Source organism: Streptomyces sp. AK02-01A (assembly GCF_033795305.1).
GTDB lineage: Bacteria > Actinomycetota > Actinomycetes > Streptomycetales > Streptomycetaceae > Streptomyces.
The window spans coordinates 80,678-96,596 of sequence record NZ_JARBAE010000030.1 but is presented as its reverse complement, the minus strand read 5'-3'; the positions used below and the strand labels follow the sequence as shown (position 1 = coordinate 96,596).

14 protein-coding genes are annotated in these 15,919 nt (G+C 72.2%); 9 read left to right on the top strand and 5 right to left on the bottom strand.

The genetic code is table 11. The annotated features are described in order from the left end of the window. Nucleotides 1-409: 409 nt before the first annotated feature. On the bottom strand, nucleotides 410-1,339 hold the full coding sequence (locus PV679_RS24925) for a DUF3027 domain-containing protein (protein ID WP_319682611.1): 930 nt from the start codon (nucleotides 1,337-1,339) through the stop codon (nucleotides 410-412). A 447-nt stretch (nucleotides 1,340-1,786) separates the two neighbouring features. Between PV679_RS24925 and PV679_RS24920 the strand changes: the two genes are divergently transcribed. The 4 genes from PV679_RS24920 to PV679_RS24905 all read left to right on the top strand — a co-directional run bounded on the left by PV679_RS24920 (nucleotide 1,787) and on the right by PV679_RS24905 (nucleotide 5,363). Further along, entirely contained in the window at nucleotides 1,787-3,154 is a 1,368-nt protein-coding gene (locus PV679_RS24920; RefSeq protein ID WP_416069791.1) for an MFS transporter, read from the top strand. Between the two features lie 63 nt (nucleotides 3,155-3,217). Continuing rightward, nucleotides 3,218-3,697, top strand: coding sequence for a DUF2771 domain-containing protein (locus tag PV679_RS24915; RefSeq protein WP_319682609.1), 480 nt, complete (start codon nucleotides 3,218-3,220; stop codon nucleotides 3,695-3,697). A 68-nt stretch (nucleotides 3,698-3,765) separates the two neighbouring features. Beyond that, nucleotides 3,766-4,518 (top strand): futalosine hydrolase, encoded by a 753-nt coding sequence (locus PV679_RS24910; protein ID WP_319682608.1) that lies wholly within the window; start codon nucleotides 3,766-3,768, stop codon nucleotides 4,516-4,518. Beyond that, nucleotides 4,515-5,363 (top strand): 1,4-dihydroxy-6-naphthoate synthase, encoded by an 849-nt coding sequence (locus PV679_RS24905; protein WP_319682607.1) that lies wholly within the window; start codon nucleotides 4,515-4,517, stop codon nucleotides 5,361-5,363. Before PV679_RS24910 ends, PV679_RS24905 begins: the two co-directional genes overlap by 4 nt. Before the next feature lie 59 nt (nucleotides 5,364-5,422). Here PV679_RS24905 and PV679_RS24900 read toward each other — a convergent pair whose 3' ends face one another. Further along, nucleotides 5,423-5,806, bottom strand: coding sequence for a cold-shock protein (locus PV679_RS24900; protein ID WP_046507938.1), 384 nt, complete (start codon nucleotides 5,804-5,806; stop codon nucleotides 5,423-5,425). A 174-nt stretch (nucleotides 5,807-5,980) separates the two neighbouring features. Between PV679_RS24900 and PV679_RS24895 the strand changes: the two genes are divergently transcribed. Continuing rightward, nucleotides 5,981-6,250, top strand: coding sequence for a hypothetical protein (locus tag PV679_RS24895; RefSeq protein ID WP_319682606.1), 270 nt, complete (start codon nucleotides 5,981-5,983; stop codon nucleotides 6,248-6,250). A 13-nt stretch (nucleotides 6,251-6,263) separates the two neighbouring features. On the opposite strand, the gene PV679_RS24890 is transcribed toward PV679_RS24895, so the two are convergent. After that, nucleotides 6,264-6,914 (bottom strand): HAD family hydrolase, encoded by a 651-nt coding sequence (locus tag PV679_RS24890; RefSeq protein ID WP_319682605.1) that lies wholly within the window; start codon nucleotides 6,912-6,914, stop codon nucleotides 6,264-6,266. 132 nt (nucleotides 6,915-7,046) lie between these two features. Here PV679_RS24890 and PV679_RS24885 point away from each other — a divergent pair, with 132 nt between their 5' ends. The 3 genes from PV679_RS24885 to PV679_RS24875 are packed head-to-tail and all read left to right on the top strand — an operon-like array spanning nucleotide 7,047 to nucleotide 10,014. Next, nucleotides 7,047-8,081: an iron ABC transporter permease gene (locus PV679_RS24885; RefSeq protein ID WP_319682604.1), complete on the top strand. Its 1,035-nt coding sequence runs from the start codon at nucleotides 7,047-7,049 to the stop codon at nucleotides 8,079-8,081. Continuing rightward, nucleotides 8,078-9,178: an iron ABC transporter permease gene (locus PV679_RS24880; protein WP_319682603.1), complete on the top strand. Its 1,101-nt coding sequence runs from the start codon at nucleotides 8,078-8,080 to the stop codon at nucleotides 9,176-9,178. The genes PV679_RS24885 and PV679_RS24880 overlap by 4 nt, the downstream gene beginning before the upstream one ends. Beyond that, complete coding sequence (locus PV679_RS24875) at nucleotides 9,175-10,014, top strand: ABC transporter ATP-binding protein (protein WP_319682602.1); 840 nt, start codon at nucleotides 9,175-9,177, stop codon at nucleotides 10,012-10,014. Before PV679_RS24880 ends, PV679_RS24875 begins: the two co-directional genes overlap by 4 nt. A 23-nt stretch (nucleotides 10,015-10,037) precedes the next feature. On the opposite strand, the gene PV679_RS24870 is transcribed toward PV679_RS24875, so the two are convergent. Then, nucleotides 10,038-11,087, bottom strand: coding sequence for a hypothetical protein (locus tag PV679_RS24870; protein WP_319682601.1), 1,050 nt, complete (start codon nucleotides 11,085-11,087; stop codon nucleotides 10,038-10,040). Between the two features lie 227 nt (nucleotides 11,088-11,314). Between PV679_RS24870 and PV679_RS24865 the strand changes: the two genes are divergently transcribed. Further along, nucleotides 11,315-13,873, top strand: coding sequence for a helicase C-terminal domain-containing protein (locus PV679_RS24865; RefSeq protein WP_319682600.1), 2,559 nt, complete (start codon nucleotides 11,315-11,317; stop codon nucleotides 13,871-13,873). Between the two features lie 21 nt (nucleotides 13,874-13,894). On the opposite strand, the gene PV679_RS24860 is transcribed toward PV679_RS24865, so the two are convergent. After that, on the bottom strand, nucleotides 13,895-15,709 hold the full coding sequence (locus PV679_RS24860) for a pectate lyase (RefSeq protein WP_319682599.1): 1,815 nt from the start codon (nucleotides 15,707-15,709) through the stop codon (nucleotides 13,895-13,897). Between the last annotated feature and the right edge of the window lie 210 nt (nucleotides 15,710-15,919).

The following is a 15,919-nucleotide window of genomic DNA, read 5'->3' as shown; positions in this document are numbered from 1 at the left end:
AGGGAGGTGGAGGGGGTCGTGCAGGGGTGGTGTCCGGGACGTAAAGCGTGATTTGTGGCGCTCGCCTACGAGTCACTCGGCAGCCGGGCCGCACGCGCCGTAAATCATGCAGTCCAGGACACCATCCCGGAACGACACCCGGCGACAACCCGCACGGAACCACCGGCCCCCGCCCAGACCGGACGGCAACCCGCAACCCTGCCGGAGGCGACCCGCACGGAACCACCGGACCGCACCCACAACGCACCGCGCAAACCCGCAACCCCCGCCGGAGGCGCACCGCACCACCGGGCCCCGCCCAAACCGGACCGCAACCCGCAACCCCCGCCGGAGGCGACCCGCACCACCGGACCGCACCCGCAACGGACCGCACAAGCCCGCAACCCCCGCCGGAGGCGCGAGGCGCACCTCAGGAGTGGCCCAGGTCTTCCGACTCGTCCTCCTCGGCCGGGACCGAGCCGCTGTCCCGCGACGGCCGCAGCGGGAACGCGTCCGCCGCCATCGAGTCCAGGACCGGCGGCGACGGCCGCGAGGGCGTCGGCATCACGGCCGCCTCCGAGTGGCCGCCACAGCCGTACGCCAGCGAGACGACCCTGCCGTCCGCCGGAGAGAATTCGTTCGCGCAGACGCCGAAGGCCTGCCGCAGCGAGCCCGCCAGCGGCAGCAGGAAGCCGCAGGAGACGCACGGCGCCGGTGCCGCCTGGGCCATGGGCGTCTTCGCGCCGAACGCCTCGTCCCAGCGGTCGGCCGCCACATGCAGCCCGTACCGCGACAGCACCCGCGCCCGGCGCATGCCGAGTTCCTCGGCGACCGAGGCGATCGTGCCGCGTTCGATGGTCGCCGGCTCGTCGTCCTCCGCCGGCTCCGCGTCCTCCGCCTCGACGAGATCCACGAGATTCTGCGGAGTGACCGTGTCCGACACCACGGAGTTCGGCGGCGGCACGTCCTCGCCGGTGTAGCCGGGCTCCAGCCGCAGATCCTCCGCCTCGGTGGGCAGCAGGTCGCCGGGGCCCATGTCGCCGGGCCGGAGCCGCTCGCTCCAGGGCACCCATTCGGGCGCCAGCAGCGCGTCCGGTCCCGGCAGCAGGACCGTCTCGTCCAGGCTGACGGTCTTCGCGCGGGACGCCCGCGCGACCGTCACGGCCCAGCGCCAGCCCCGGTAGCCGGGCTCCTTGCACTCGAAGAAGTGCGTGACGACGCGGTCCCCGTCCGCCACCACCGAGACATGCTCTCCGACGACCCCGGGCGCGGCCACCTCCTCGGCGGCCGACCTGGCGAGGTCTACCGCCTCGGCGCACAGACGGTCAGGGATTCGGCTTCGCGTCGTCGCAGCACTCACAGGTCTCGCTTCTCTCCTACGCCGTCTCACGGGTGCGCCGGCCGATTCGCGATGTACGGGCCGAGGGCGGAGCGGACCTGAGGGCCGCATCGACGTCCACGCCCGACCTCTCCTCGGGCACACCTACCGTCATCCATTCTGCGGGATGACAAAGAGGCGCGCGGCCGAGAACAACCGCCGGTGGCGCGCTACGCACGCTACCCTCTCCGCCGCCCCCCGCCCACCTGCACGCCGCCTTTCCCGTACTTCGGGCCACACCGCAACAAGGCCGTGACCCTGCGAGGCACGATTCGGGCCTGTGCTGGAGAACCCGCGCGGAGCGCTCGCCGGTGACCTGTTCCCGACCCCGGTGAACACCTCCTGGCCCAGCGGTAACACGTTCCGGCTCGCCCGTCATGGCGCCGTCACGGCCCCGTCACGCGCGGGATCGGTTCGCACCAGGGGCCCTTGGGGCACTATGACGGAGTGGCAGCCGCAAGGTCGTCCGACGACGCAGCCGGCCCGCTCCGCAGGACGGCGCGGGCAATCGGTCGTGTCCTGCGCTATCCGTTCGCCCGTACCGCGAAGGGCATCCGCAAGGCCACGCACGCGCACGGCGCGGGCGAGTCCGGGCTCGGCAAGCTGATCGAACTGCACGCGGTGAACGGCGCGGGCGATGTCATGATCACCGTCGCTCTCGCCTCGACCGTGTTCTTCTCCGTACCGACCGACGAGGCCCGTGGCCGCGTCGCGCTCTATCTCGCCATCACGATGGCCCCGTTCGCGCTGCTCGCCCCGGTGATCGGTCCGCTCCTCGACCGCGTGCCGCACGGCCGCCGCGCCGCCATGGCGGGCGCCATGCTCACCCGGGCCGTGCTCGCCATCGCCATGTCGACCCTGGTGGCCACCGGCGGTCTGGAGCTCTATCCGGCGGCGCTCGGTGTGCTGGTCGCCTCGAAGGCGTACGGAGTGGTCCGCAGCGCGGTCGTGCCCCGGCTGCTGCCGCCGCGCTTCTCGCTGGTGCGCGCCAACTCCCGGGTCACGCTCGCCGGCCTGCTGGCCACCGGTGTGGCCGCGCCGATCGGCGCGGGACTCCAGATGATCGGGTCGCCGTGGCCGCTCTACGGCGCCTGCGTGATCTTCCTCGTGGGTACGTTCCTGGCGTTCACGCTGCCGCCCAAGGTCGACTCGGCGAAAGGCGAGCGCAAGGCGCGTCTGGTCACCCGCCAGGAGAAGCGGCCCGGTCTGCGTACGGTCGGCCCGTCGGTGCTGCACGGCCTTCAGGCCAACGCGGCCCACCGCGCGCTCTCCGGGTTTCTGATCTTCTTTCTGGCGTTCCTGCTGCGCGAACACCCGCTCTCCGGTCACAGCGCGGCCTTCTCGCTCGGTGTCGTGGGTGTCGCGGCCGGCGCGGGCAACGCGCTGGGCACCGCTGTCGGGGCCTGGCTCAAGGCGCGCGGGCCCGAACTGATCATCGCGACGATGCTGGGCATCGCGCTGTCCGCGGCGATCCTCGCGGCGCTGCTCTTCGGCGGCGCGCTGATGGCCGTGCTGTGCGCGGTCGCCGGTCTCTCGCAGGCGCTGTCGAAGCTGTCCCTGGACGCGGTGATCCAGCGGGACGTCCCGGAACAGGTGCGTACCTCCGCCTTCGCGCGCTCCGAGACGCTGCTCCAGATGGCCTGGGTGGTGGGCGGCGCGATCGGTATCGCGCTGCCGCTCAACGGCGTGCTGGGCATGTCCGTCGCAGCCGGGATCGTCGCGGCCGGAGCGCTCGCCGCCGCGCGGGGCCTGCTGACCACGGCCCGGCGCGGCTCACCGCATCCGCGCGTCGCGTGAGCGGACGGCGGCTCGCCGCACCCCCGCGCAGCGCGGGACCGGGCGACCGATAGCCTTCGGACCATGACCGTTGCGTTCTTCTCTGGTAGGGCCCGCCGGGCCGGTGTCGCCCTCGGCGCTGTCTCCGCGGGACTCCTCGTCCTGGCCGCCTGTGACAAGCCGACGCCGCTCGCGACCGTGACGGTCGGCGGCGACTCGATCAACACCGAGGCGTCCTGCTACGACGACGGCAAGGCGATCCCCGAGACCGATATCCAGTCCTGCCTGAACAAGAAGGCGGACAAGACCATCGAGATCGGCATGGACGACAAGGTCCGTTTCGGCGTCGACCCGGAGATCGCGGACAACGGCTGGACGCTCTTCATCAACGGCCAGCAGGCCGAGCAGGAGCCGTACAAGAAGACGTACCGCACCATCCCGGGCAATGCCTTCTTCACCAGCCAGACCGGTGAGACCACGAGCGACACGCAGGTCAGCATCGTGGAGACCAGCGGCAAGAAGCTGACCGGCATCTGGCACTTCGAGTTCAAGAAGAGTTCCTGACCCGACGTCCTGTCCCGGCCCGGTGACCCGTTGATCCGGGCGGCCGGGCACCTCTGGGAGGCTCCGCGTTGCGTGTGCTTGTGGTGACGGCGGTGGTGGCGGAGGCCGACTCCGTCGTCGCGGGGCTGGCGCGTTTCGCGGGCCTCGGTGTGCGGGAGATGACGGGCGGTTACGAGATACGGGGCCACGCGCAGTACGCGCCCCGTCCGTCGTCCGTGCAGATACCCGTGGTGGACGTTCTGGCGGGCGGGATCGGTCCGACGGCGGCGGCGGTCGCCACGGCGACAGCTCTGGCGTCCTCTCCGTACGACCCTCCGTACGATCTGGTGATCTCGGCCGGTGTCGGTGGCGGCTTCCCGCCGCACGCGCCGCTCGGCTCACTCGTCGTCGCGGACGCGATCATCGCCGCGGAGCTGGGCGCCGACACTCCCGACGGCTATGTGCCGATCGAGAAGCTGGGCTTCGGCAGGAGCGTTCACCGTCCGCCGGCCGAGCTGACGGGCCGTATGGCCAAGATCCTGAACGCGGATCCGGTGACCAGCGCGGTGCTCGCGCCCGTGCTCACCGTCTCCACCGTGACCGGCACCGCGGCCGGTGCGGCCCGGCTGACCGCGCGTCACCCGCGCGCCGCCGCCGAGGCGATGGAGGGCTTCGGTGTCGCGGAGGCGGCCGCCGTCCACTCCGTGCCGTGCGCGGAGATCCGCGCGATCTCCAACGCCGTCGGTCCCCGTAACCGCGCCGACTGGCGCATCGGCCAGGCGCTGGACTCACTGCGGTCCGCGTTCACGCTGCTCACCCCGGTCTTCGAGGAGCCGTCATGACCCTGCCGAATCTGCGGATCGCCTACTCGCCGTGCCCGAACGACACCTTCGTCTTCGAGGCGTGGGCCCACGGCCGGGTGCCGGGCGCGCCCGGTCTCGATGTCACCTTCGCGGACATCGACATCACGAACGGTATGGCGGAGCGCGGTGAGTTCGATGTGCTGAAGGTGTCGTACGCCGTACTGCCGTGGGTGCTCGACGAGTACGCGCTGCTCCCGTGCGGCGGCGCGCTCGGCCGGGGCTGCGGCCCGCTCGTCCTCACGAAGGAGCCGGGCACCGATCTGACCGGTAAGACCGTGGCCGTACCGAGCGAGCGGTCCACGGCCTATCTGCTCTTCCGGCTGTGGGCCGCGGATGTCGTCCCCGGTGGTGTGGGCGAGGTGGTCGTCCTGCCGTTCCACGAGATCATGCCGGCGGTGCGCGACGGCAAGGTGGACGCCGGACTCGTCATCCACGAGGCGCGCTTCACCTATCAGGATTATGGGCTGCACTCGCTCGCCGACATGGGCGAGCACTGGGAGGCCACCACGGGCCTGCCGATCCCGCTGGGCGCGATCATCGCGAAGCGCTCGCTGGGCGCCGAAACCCTCCGGCGGCTGGCCGACTCGGCCCGCGAGTCGGTCCGGATGGCCTGGGACGACCCGGAGATCTCCCGCCCGTATGTCCTGGAGCACTCCCAGGAGATGGATCCGTCGGTCGCCGACCAGCACATCGGTCTGTACGTCAATGAGTTCACCGCGGACCTCGGTGACGACGGTTACGCGGCGGTCCGCGGGCTGCTCACCCGCGCGGCGGCCGAGGGACTGGTGCCGCCCCTCGGCCCCGACGCGCTGCGTTTTGTCTGATTCGCGGAATCCGCTTCAGTGGTACGGACTCTGTGTGTGACGTCGCTCGGACGTCGAGCTCAGACGTCGAGCTGGTCCGCGACCGCGCGGAGCAGGCCCGCGATCTTCGCGCCATGGACCTTGTCCGGATACCGGCCGCGCTCCAGCATCGGCGTGATGTTCTCCAGCAGGGTCGTCAGATCCTGGACGATGGAGGCCAGTTCGTCGGGCTTGCGGCGCTGGGCCGCCGCGACGGAGGGAGTCGGGTCGAGGACCGTCACCGACAGCGCCTGGTCACCGCGCTGGCCTGCGACGACACCGAATTCCACGCGCTGGCCGGGCTTGAGTGCGTCGACTCCGGCAGGGAGGACCGACGAGTGGACGAAGACGTCGCCGCCGTCGTCACGGGAGAGAAAGCCGAAGCCCTTCTCGCTGTTGAACCACTTGACCTTGCCGGTAGGCACGTCTGTCCTCGTCCTCGTACTCGTTGGGGCGCTGGCGCGCGAAAACGGCTCTGGATAGCACTACAGCGGGTCAACCGACCCGCCACCCCCAAGGCTAATGGTCCAGGGGCTGGTGACAAGACGTCGCCGGATGGTTCCTGTCCGCTGCTGTCCGCAGGGAACTACCCTGGTGGGGTGACTGCTACTCCTTCATCCCGCGCGGCGGACGAGGCCGGACCCGGCGACCGGCTGGTCCGTGTCGGCGCGATCGTCTTCATCGTCGGCGCCGTGGCCACTCTCGCCACCGTGGCCCCGCTGTTCCTCGGCACGGACCCGTTCCCGTCGATCGCCTACGCCGTCTGCATGCTGATGGGCGTGGGCTTCGTGATCGCCGCCGCCGGTGTGCTGCGCGCGATCGCGGCGCAGCGCAGGCAGGCCAAGTCGGCGGCCACACCGGCCGCCTGAGCGCTCCGGGGCGTCACGCCGAGCGGGCCTCCGGCTCGCCCGCGGCGTAACGCTCCAGCCAGGCCGGAAACGCCGTCAGGTCCGGCAGGATCACATCCGCTCCGGCCGCGCGCAGTTCCTCCTCGTCGCACGGTCCCGTCGGTACGGCCACGGAGAGGGCCCCGGCCGTGCGCGCGCCGCGCACATCGCCGGTGTGGTCGCCGACGTACACCGTCGCGCCGTGCTCGCGCAGCGCCCGCGCCTTGGCCTCCGCCCACAGCCAGCCGACGACCGCGTCGGGCTCGATGCCGAGGTGGCTGAGATGGAGTTTGGCGTTCGGCTCGTGCTTGGCGGTGACGACGATCGCGCGGCCGCCCAGTTCCTGGACGGCCGCGACGGCCTCACGAGCACCCGGCAGCGCCGGAGTCGGAGCGATGGCGAATGTGGGATAGATCTCCCTGTAGCGGTCGCCCATCTCCGCGATCCGGTGCTCGGGAAACCAGTTCGCCAGCTCCAGTTCGAGCGGCGGGCCGAGCCGCGTGACGGCCAGATCGGCGTCGATCGGGACGCCGGTCTCGGCGGAAAGGGCCTGGTAGGCGGCGCGGATACCGGGTCGTGAGTCGATCAGTGTCATATCGAGGTCGAAGCCGACCGTGGGTGCGTGCCGAGTTGTCAGAGAGGCCATGAGAGCCATTGTGCCCAGGTCGGTGGCGCGAAACAGATGGCTAGACTTAGCCAAGCCTAACCACCCCTGGACCCGCTGCACCCGCTTCCGCTGCCCGCTCGCGCTTCCGGCCGCACCTCCTGATTGGTTCCGATGCCAGCCGCCGCCCCGACGACTCACAGCACCAGACATGTCCTGGTCGCCCGCCGTATCGGCTGGACGGCGGGCGCCGTACTGGCGGTGCTGCTCGCCGTCCTGCTGAGTCTCGCGGTCGGCGCACGGGCCGTCGCGCCGTCGGCGGTTGTCGACGCCCTGCTGCACGGCGGGCACAGCGACGACGCCGAGGTCATACGCCAACTGCGGGTGCCGCGCACGCTGATCGGTCTGATGGTCGGCGCCGCGCTGGCGCTGGCCGGCACCGTCCTCCAGGGCATCACCCGCAATCCGATCGCCGACCCCGGCATCCTCGGCATCAGCCAGGGCTCCAGCGTGGGTGTGGTGCTGGCCATCGCGTTCGCCGGAGTGCACACGCTCTCCGGCTATGTGTGGTTCGCCTTCGCGGGCGCGGCCGTCGCCTCGGTGGTCGTGTACGCCATCGCCTCCAGCGGACGCGGCGGCGCCACGCCCGTCAAGCTCGCGCTCGGCGGCGCCGCCGTCAACGCGCTGCTGGTGTCGGTGACCAGCGGCGTCCTGACGACCAGCGCCGCCGCGCTGGACGAGTTCCGCTTCTGGCAGGTCGGTTCGATCGCCGGCCGTGACGCCGAAGTGGCCGGTCAGATCTGGCCGTTCCTGCTGATAGGCACCGTGCTGGTGATATCCGTGGCGCGCGGGCTCGACGCCCTGGCGCTCGGCGACGACATGGCGAAGGGCCTCGGCCAGAATGTCGCGGCGGTCCGCGTCCTCGGCGGCCTCGGCGCGACCGTGCTCACCGGCGTGGGCGTCGCGGCGGCCGGGCCGATCGCCTTTGTCGGCCTCGCCGTTCCGCACATCGCGCGCGCGATCGTCGGCACGGACCACCGCTGGGTGCTGCCGATGGCCGCGCTGATCGGGCCGGTGATGCTGCTGGTGTCCGATGTCATCGGCCGGATCCTCTTTCCTCCGAGCGAAGTCCCGGCCGGTGTGATGACGGCTCTGCTCGGTGTGCCGTTCCTGGTCGCTCTCGTACGCCGGAAGGCGGTGCCGGCATGACGACGGCCACGGAGGCCCCGCGCCGCGCCGGCCGTGTCCGGCCGGCGGGCTACACACTCGTACGGGCCGGACGCGGATCGTTTCTCCTCCATCGCCGGGCGGCCGTCGCGGCGGTCGGGCTCGCCGTGCTGCTGGGCGCCGTCTGCGTCGCGTATCTCAGCATCGGCGAGAGTTTCGTACCGCCTTCCGAAGTGGTGAAGGTGCTCTTCGGACAGGAGTCGCCGGACGAACTGGTCGTCGGCACGCTCCGGCTGCCGCGCATGGTGACCGGACTCCTCGTCGGCCTCGCCTTCGGTGTGGCCGGCGCGCTGATCCAGACCGTCGCGCGCAATCCGCTCGCCAGCCCCGACATCATCGGCATCAGCCAGGGCGCGAGCGCGCTCACCGTCGGCGCGATGACCTTCGGCGTCACCTCGTTCTCCGTGCTGCCGTATCTGTCCGTCGCCGGCGGCCTGCTGGCGGCGGCGCTGGTCTATGTCTTCGCCTGGCGCGGCGGGCTGCACGCCACGCGTTTCGTGCTCATCGGCATCGGCTTCGCCATCGCGCTGCGGTCCGTCACCACGCTCTTTCTGACCAAGGGCGACTATCTGGTCGCGCAGCAGGCCACGGTCTGGATGACCGGTTCGCTCAACGGCCGCGGCTGGGACGAGGCGGCGCCGCTCGGCTGGCTGCTGCTGGTGCTGCTGCCGGCGGTGATGTGGGCGGCGTACGCGCAGCGCACGGTGTCGATGGACGACGACACGGCGACCGCGCTGGGAGTACGGCTCGGCCGGGTCCGGCTCGGGCTCGTGCTGCTCGGCGTGGTGCTGGCGTCGGTCGCGACGGGCGCGGCCGGGCCGGTGGACTTCGTGGCGCTGCTGGCGCCGCAGATCGCCCGGCGCATGACCCGTACCGCGCAGATCCCGCTGCTGTGTTCGGCGCTGCTCGGCGCGGTGATCGTCGTCCTCGCCGATCTGCTGGCCCGCAAGGTGCTGGCGCCGACCGAGCTGCCGGTCGGTGTGCTGACGGCGGCGGTCGGCGCTCCGTATCTGATCTGGCTTCTCGTGAAGAACCACAGCGTCCGCGGCGGTAGCGCCGGAGCAGGAGGCACAGCATGAGCAGGCTCACCGCACGGGAGCTCACGCTCGCGTACGAGGACCGAACGGTCGTACGCGAGCTGGATCTGGCCGTCCCCGACGGCCGGGTGACCGTGATCGTCGGCCCGAACGCCTGCGGCAAGTCGACGACGCTGCGCGCGCTGGGCCGGCTGCTCAAGCCGCGCGGCGGATCGGTGCTGCTGGACGGCACGGAGCTGGCGAAGATCCCGACGAAGAGGATCGCCCAGTCGATCGGTCTGCTCCCGCAGTCGCCGGTCGCACCGGAGGCGATCACGGTCGCGGACCTGGTCGCGCGCGGCCGTCAGCCGCACCAGCACTGGTGGCAGCAGTGGTCGGACGAGGACGAGCGCGCGGTCACGGACGCGATGGAGCGTACGGATGTGACGGCGCTCGCCGACCGCTCGGTGGACGAACTGTCGGGCGGTCAGCGGCAGCGGGTCTGGATCGCGATGGCGCTGGCGCAGGAGACGGATCTGCTGCTGCTCGACGAACCGACGACCTTCCTGGACATCGCGCACCAGGTGGAGGTGCTCGACCTGGTCCGCCGCCTCAACCACGACCAGGGCCGCACGGTCGTGATCGTGCTCCACGACCTCAACCAGGCGGCGCGCTACGCGGACCACCTGGTCGCGATGAAGGCCGGCCGGATCGTCGCCGAGGGCCCGCCCGGGAGCGTCGTCACGGCGGAGCTGGTACGCGAGGTCTTCGGCCTGGAGTCGGTGGTGGTCCCGGACCCGGTGACCGGGTCGCCGCTGGTGGTCCCGGGCGCGCCCTACCGGCCGGGAGCGGCCGCCGGAGCCGGCGCGCGGCGGCAGGAGGAGCGGACGGCCGGCTGAGGCGGCGCGCCGCCGGACCCGCGCTACTTCTTCCGCGCCCGCCACACCAGATACAGCGCGGAGGTCACCGCCGCCGTCCGTACCACCACCGGCCAGAGTCCCGAGAACGCCTCGGCCATGCCGTCCTCCGGAATCGCCTCGCCCCAGCGGCCGTCCAGCCGGCCCCACAGCCAGACCAGGCCGCCCGCGGCCGACACGCCCGGGAGGCCGAAGACCGCCCATTTCGCCTCGGCCCGGGAGAGCGTGCGGGAGGCGTACGCCAGGAGCCAGCCGCCACCGAGCGCCAGCCAGGAGCCGAGCACCGCGCCCACCACCAGCAGCACCGCGGCCAGCAGCAGAAACGGATTGAACAGTCCGCGGGCCCGCTCGCGCTCGCCGCGCCGCGGCAGCCGCGGACGCCACCGGAATCCGCCGGCCGGCTGCTCCGCCGCCTCGACGGCCACGGCGTCCTCCGCGTCGCCGTCCCGCTTCTCCGGATCCTCCTCGGCCTCCGGCGGCGGCTTCAGTATCTCGGGGATCTCCACTCCGCCGACAAACCCCGGCACTCCGGTGGATCTGCCCGTCCTCCCGCCCGGCGCCCCGCCCAGCGGTCCCGGCTGGACGCTCCACCAGTCGGGACCCGGACCGGTCGTGCCGGGCCCGGCCGGGCCGGCCGGTCCGGCCGTCCCTTCGGACGCCGCCGGACGCTGCTGCGATCCCGTCGCCTGCTCCGGGATCAGCGGCCCTTTGACCAGACCGGACCGCTGCTCGGGCACGGCCGGCTCGGGCACGAGCGGCTGCGGCGCGGCCGGCACCTCCGGCCCGCCGGACGGCTCCGGCGGCGGCTCCGCCCACGCCGCCGTGCCACCCGTCGAGGCCGCCCGTACCACCGAGTCCGGCGTGCCCAGCCGGCCCAGGATGCGGCGGATCGCCGCCGGGCTGTCGCTCCCGAACTTCGCGCGCTGCCGGTCGATCTCGTTCCGCAGCGCCGACACCAGCCGCATCCGGTCCCCGGACGGGAGCTGCTGGCGCTGGGCCACGTCCCCGACCCGGCTCAGATAGTCATAGACGAGCTGGTCGCTCTCGATCCCCACACAGTCCTCCGCACACCGCACACACCCGAAACCGCGCCCGCCGTCATGGCACGTACCCGCACGCGATGGTGTCGGAGTGATCCCCCTACGTCCAGTACGAAGAAGCCGGACACTCCAGTACGAAGAAGGCGGACACCGCCACTCAGGGCCCGGGGGCGCGAGCAGACCGCTCCTCAGGGGCTAACGTGGAACGTTGGGGACCCGCGAAGCCTGAGCAGGAGGCGCACGTGCCAGAAGGAACCGGCGGTACGCCACCGCGCACGCTCGCGGAGGCACTGCGCGCCCAGGGCGACGACTCTCTCGCCGCCCTGCTGCACGCCCGTCCCGATCTGCTCAATCCCGTGCCCGGCGACCTCTCCCAGCTCGCGACCCGCGCCGGCACCCGTGCCTCCGTCGTACGGGCGCTGGAGCGGCTCGACCGCTTCACGCTCCAGACCGCGGAGGCGCTGGCCGTCGCTCCCGAGCCCGCGCCGTACGCCGCCCTGAGCGCGCTGCTGACCGGCGACGAGGGCGACGCGCGGATCGAGGCGGCCCTGCCCGTCGCGGTGCGGACGCTGCGCGACCGGGCGCTGATCTGGGGCGGTGACGACCGGCTGCGGCTGGTCCGTACCGCACGTGAACTCCTCGCGCCCTCGCCCACCCATCCCTCGCCGACCGGCCTCGGTCCGACCGTCGCCGAGGCCACCGCGGGCATGTCACCGGGCCGGCTCCAGGAGATCCTGGCGGCGGCCTGGCTGCCGTCCACCCACGATCCGGTCTCCGCCGTCGCCTCGCTCACCGCGCTCTTCACCGACCGGACGCGCATGGCGGCCCTGCTCGACACCGCGCCCATGGAGGCGCTGTCGATCCTGGACCGGCTGGTCTGGGGGCCGCCGTACGGTGAGGTCACCTCCAGCCCCACGCCGCCCGTGCGATGGCTGCGCGACCGCGGACTGCTGCTGCCGGCGACCACTCGCACGGTCGTGCTGCCGCGCGAGGCCGCGCTGCATCTGCGCGCCGGGCGCGCGCACCGTACGCCGGAGCCCGTGGCGCCCGATGTCGCGCCTCGTTCCACCGACGCGACCGCCGGAGGCCGCCCGGGGCTCGTGGACAGTACGGCGGCCGGACAGGCGTACACCGCGATCGCCACCATCGAAGAGCTGGCGAAGGACTGGAACGAAGGCGGCCCGAATGTCCTGCGGGCCGGCGGTCTGTCCGTACGCGACCTCAAGCGCACCGCCACCGCGCTGGACGTCACCGAGCCCGTGGCCGCCTTCTGGGTCGAACTGGCCTACGCGGCGGGACTGCTGGCCGGTGACGGCGAGCCCGACGAGAGATACGCGCCGACACCGGCCTACGACGACTGGCAGGAGCTTCCCTCGCCGGAGCGATGGGCCCGCCTCGCCACGGCGTGGCTGACGGCCACGCGTACGGCCGGCCTGGTCGGCAGCCAGGACACCAAGGGCCGCACACTCGCCGCGCTCGGCCCGGAGCTGGACCGCGGCGCGGCGGCCGAGGTGCGGCGACGCGTGCTCGAACTCCTCGCCACCCTTCCCGAGGGCATGGCGCCCGATCCCGAGTCGCTGCTGGCCCGGCTGCGCTGGGAGCGTCCGCTGCGCGGCGCCTCGGCGGCCGGCCGGCCCGACGATCTGCGTTCGCGGCTCGCGGGCTGGACGCTGAACGAGGCGGAGATGCTCGGGCTGACCGGCCGTGGCGCGCTCTCGTCGCACGGCCGCGCACTGCTGACGCCGGTCCCTGGCGCGCAGGGCGACGGCGCGCGCACCACGGCCTCCGGTTCCGGACTCTCCGGCGCCGGTCTGCGCGCCGCCCGCGCCCTCGCGCCGCTCCTGCCCGAGCCGCTCAACCATGTCCTCCTCCAGGCCGATCTGACCGCGGTCGCGCCGGGCCCGCTGCTGCGGCCGCTCGCCGAGCTGCTCTCCGTCGCGGCGGACGTCGAGTCGAAGGGCGGAGCGACCGTCTACCGGTTCACTGCGGCGTCCGTACGCCGTGCTCTCGACGCCGGCCGGTCCGCCTCCGATCTGCACGAATTCCTCAGGGTCCACAGCCGGACGCCCGTCCCGCAGCCCCTCGCCTATCTCATCGACGACGTGGCCCGTAAGCACGGACATCTCCGGGTCGGCAGCGCCTCCGCCTATGTGCGCTGCGACGACGAGGCCGTGCTCGACGAGATCGTCGCCGACAAGCGGTCCCAGGGCATGCGGCTGCGCCGCCTCGCCCCGACCGTGCTGGCCGCCCACGCCGACCCGGCGGCGCTGCTCGAAGGACTGCGCGCGATGGGATTCGCACCGGCCGCGGAGTCCGCCGAGGGCGATGTGCTGATCACTCGCGCTCTCGCCCACCGCACCCCGCACCGCACCGCGCCGGTGCCCGTCCCGGACGGCCCGCCGGTGCCCGACGCGACACTGCTCGGCGCCGCGGTGCGGGCGATCCGGGCCGGAGACCTGGCCGCGACGGTCGTCCGCAAGCCGGTTCCGGAGCCGTCGAAGCCGGCGTCACCGGCCGGGACCAGGTCCGCCGCTCCGGCCGCTTCCGCGTCCGTCAACGGCGACCTGCCCCGTACCACCTCCGCCGAGACCCTCGCGACCGTCCAGGCCGCCGCCATGACGGGCTCGTCGGTATGGATCGGCTATGTGAACGCGGACGGCGCGGCCAGCCAGCGCGTCATCGCTCCGGTGCGGGTGGAGGGCGGCTATGTCACGGCGTACGACCACACCGCCGACGAGGTCAGGACGTATCCGCTGCACCGCATCACCGGCGTCGCCGAGCTGGCCGACGACCCGGCGTGAACCGCCCGCGTCCCGGCCGTCTCAGGACCGGGCCACGTATCCGATGAGCTTGGCCATGTTCGCCACATACGCGGCCGAACTGATGCCCAGCGGATTGTCCGTGGGCCGGTAGGGCGGCTCAAGCGGCGGGTCCTGCGGGTTGTACGGCGAGGTGTCGCGCCGGTCGCCGACGTTCTTGCTCATATACGCCCTGCCGTCGTACGGCTCCTTCGAGCCGGGTCCGCGGTACGGGTTGGTGACGGCGTCGATCGGCGTCAGCCAGTAGTCCTTCGTACCGAGACCGTCCACGAGCGCCGACGCCTCGGCGTCCGTCACCACCGGCGGCGGCAGCGGCGCGTCCCGCAGCAGGTCGGACAGTTGGAGGTCACGGACCGAGAAGTAGCGCGGCAGCGGGATCGGCCGGCCGTGCGAGAGCGGCGACCGGGCGCGCAGCGCGGCCACCTGGGCCGGTGTCATGGCGGCCAGCTCCTCGTAGGTGCTCCGGAGACCGGCCAGGTCGACGGAGCGTCCGCCGGAGTAGTGGCTCAGCGTGTTCTTGTGATCGTGGTCGTTGTAGTAGGCGCCGTTGCGGATGTTGGATCCGAAGCGGTGCACGAACCGCGCCCGGTTGGTGCCCAGTTCGACGAAGGTCGGATGCGTACGGCCGGCCAGCAGCGGGTTCTCCGCTATCTGATCGCTCGTCAGCCGGCAGCTCTCCAGCCAGGTGAGCGCCTCGGGCACCCGGCGGAGGAAGGCGCGGTCGCCGGTGAGCCGGAAGTAGTGGAAGAGCTGCTGGACGTTGGTCTGCGTGGTGTGCGTGGCGAGTGCCCGTGGCTCGTACGAGCGTGCTCCGGCGGGCGCTCCGGCGGGCCGGCCGCCCTTGGCGCGGGAGAGATGCTGGAGTCCCCAGCCGGCCTGTGGTCCCGGCTGCTGCATCCGGGCCAGACATGCCATCGCGCGCTTCACCGGCTCGATCAGATCGCGGCGGTCCAGTGTCGACACGCACATCAGCAGGAACTTGATGTTCTCGCCCAGTACGTCGTCGTTGAAGGTGACCTGCTGGGTGTAGTCGCCGTCCTCCATGCCGTGCTGGACGCCGCGCGGCAGCCAGTCGGGACGCTTCTCCGGCCAGGGCATCCGGCTGACGGCGCCCGCGAAGGCGGGAAAGCGCTGCGGCCAGCCGCCGTCCGCGACGCCGCCGCTGAACTGCGAGGCGAGTACGAAGCCGATGGCCCGGTCCAGTGACCGCTTGAAGCGCGGGTCGCGGCGCTCCGCGTACAGCCTCAGGATGAGCTGCGCGGCGGCCGACGTGCCCGCGTCGTCGAAGGTGGCGTTGCCGTAGTAGTGCTGGAACTCCTCCAGCCGCCAGCCGTTGGCGCCGATCGTCTCGTACCAGTCGCGCAGCGAGTCCTCACCGGCGAAGTCATGGATGTAGTTCCAGCCGCCGACCGGGAGTTGGGCCTCGACGAGCGCCAGGCCGGTGCGCTCGGCGGCCCGGTAGCAGACCTCCTCGCCGGTGGCGTGATACGCGTCGAGCATGCTGTGGCCGACGGACGGCGTGCCGGGCGGCTGGACCCAGCACATGGTGCGCTTGGCTTCCATCTCTCCCCAGGTGACCGAGAAGTCGGGGAGATAGTTCCAGACGTAGCCGCCACGGTACGAGACGGTCCCGTCCATGAAGGCGGCGGCGCGGGCCATGGCACGGACGGCCTCGGCGCGGTACGGCGGCCGCGGCGCGGAGGCGGATACGGGCGCGGACGCGGCCTCGGCCGTCCCGGGCCGGAGCACGGCGGGAGCCGCGAGCAGTGGGGTGACGGCGAGCTGGTTGAACGTGCGGCGGCTCAAGGGCTTCTTCATGCGGTGAAGTGCCTTCCTCACGGGTGGCCGAAGCGGACGCGGTGAACACCCTCATGTTCAGTGGACTGAACACAAGTGCCGCTTCCAACAAGGGGAAGGTAGTGAAGGCCCTCACGCTCTTCAAGTATGTGGACAGGAATTCAGTATAAGAACTCTGTGGATGCGCTCATGGATCGCGGACACGGCCCGGACACAGAGGAGCCGGCCTCG

Excerpts from the sequence above, each read along its gene's own strand:
- PV679_RS24915 (WP_319682609.1), top strand. The coding sequence starts at position 3,218 with ATGACCGTTGCGTTCTTCTCTGGTAGGGCCCGCCGGGCCGGTGTCGCC.
- PV679_RS24885 (WP_319682604.1), top strand. The coding sequence starts at position 7,047 with ATGCCAGCCGCCGCCCCGACGACTCACAGCACCAGACATGTCCTGGTC.
- PV679_RS24860 (WP_319682599.1), bottom strand. The coding sequence starts at position 15,709 with ATGAAGAAGCCCTTGAGCCGCCGCACGTTCAACCAGCTCGCCGTCACC.
- PV679_RS24880 (WP_319682603.1), top strand. The coding sequence starts at position 8,078 with ATGACGACGGCCACGGAGGCCCCGCGCCGCGCCGGCCGTGTCCGGCCG.
- PV679_RS24890 (WP_319682605.1), bottom strand. The coding sequence starts at position 6,914 with ATGGCCTCTCTGACAACTCGGCACGCACCCACGGTCGGCTTCGACCTC.
- PV679_RS24905 (WP_319682607.1), top strand. The coding sequence starts at position 4,515 with ATGACCCTGCCGAATCTGCGGATCGCCTACTCGCCGTGCCCGAACGAC.
- PV679_RS24875 (WP_319682602.1), top strand. The coding sequence starts at position 9,175 with ATGAGCAGGCTCACCGCACGGGAGCTCACGCTCGCGTACGAGGACCGA.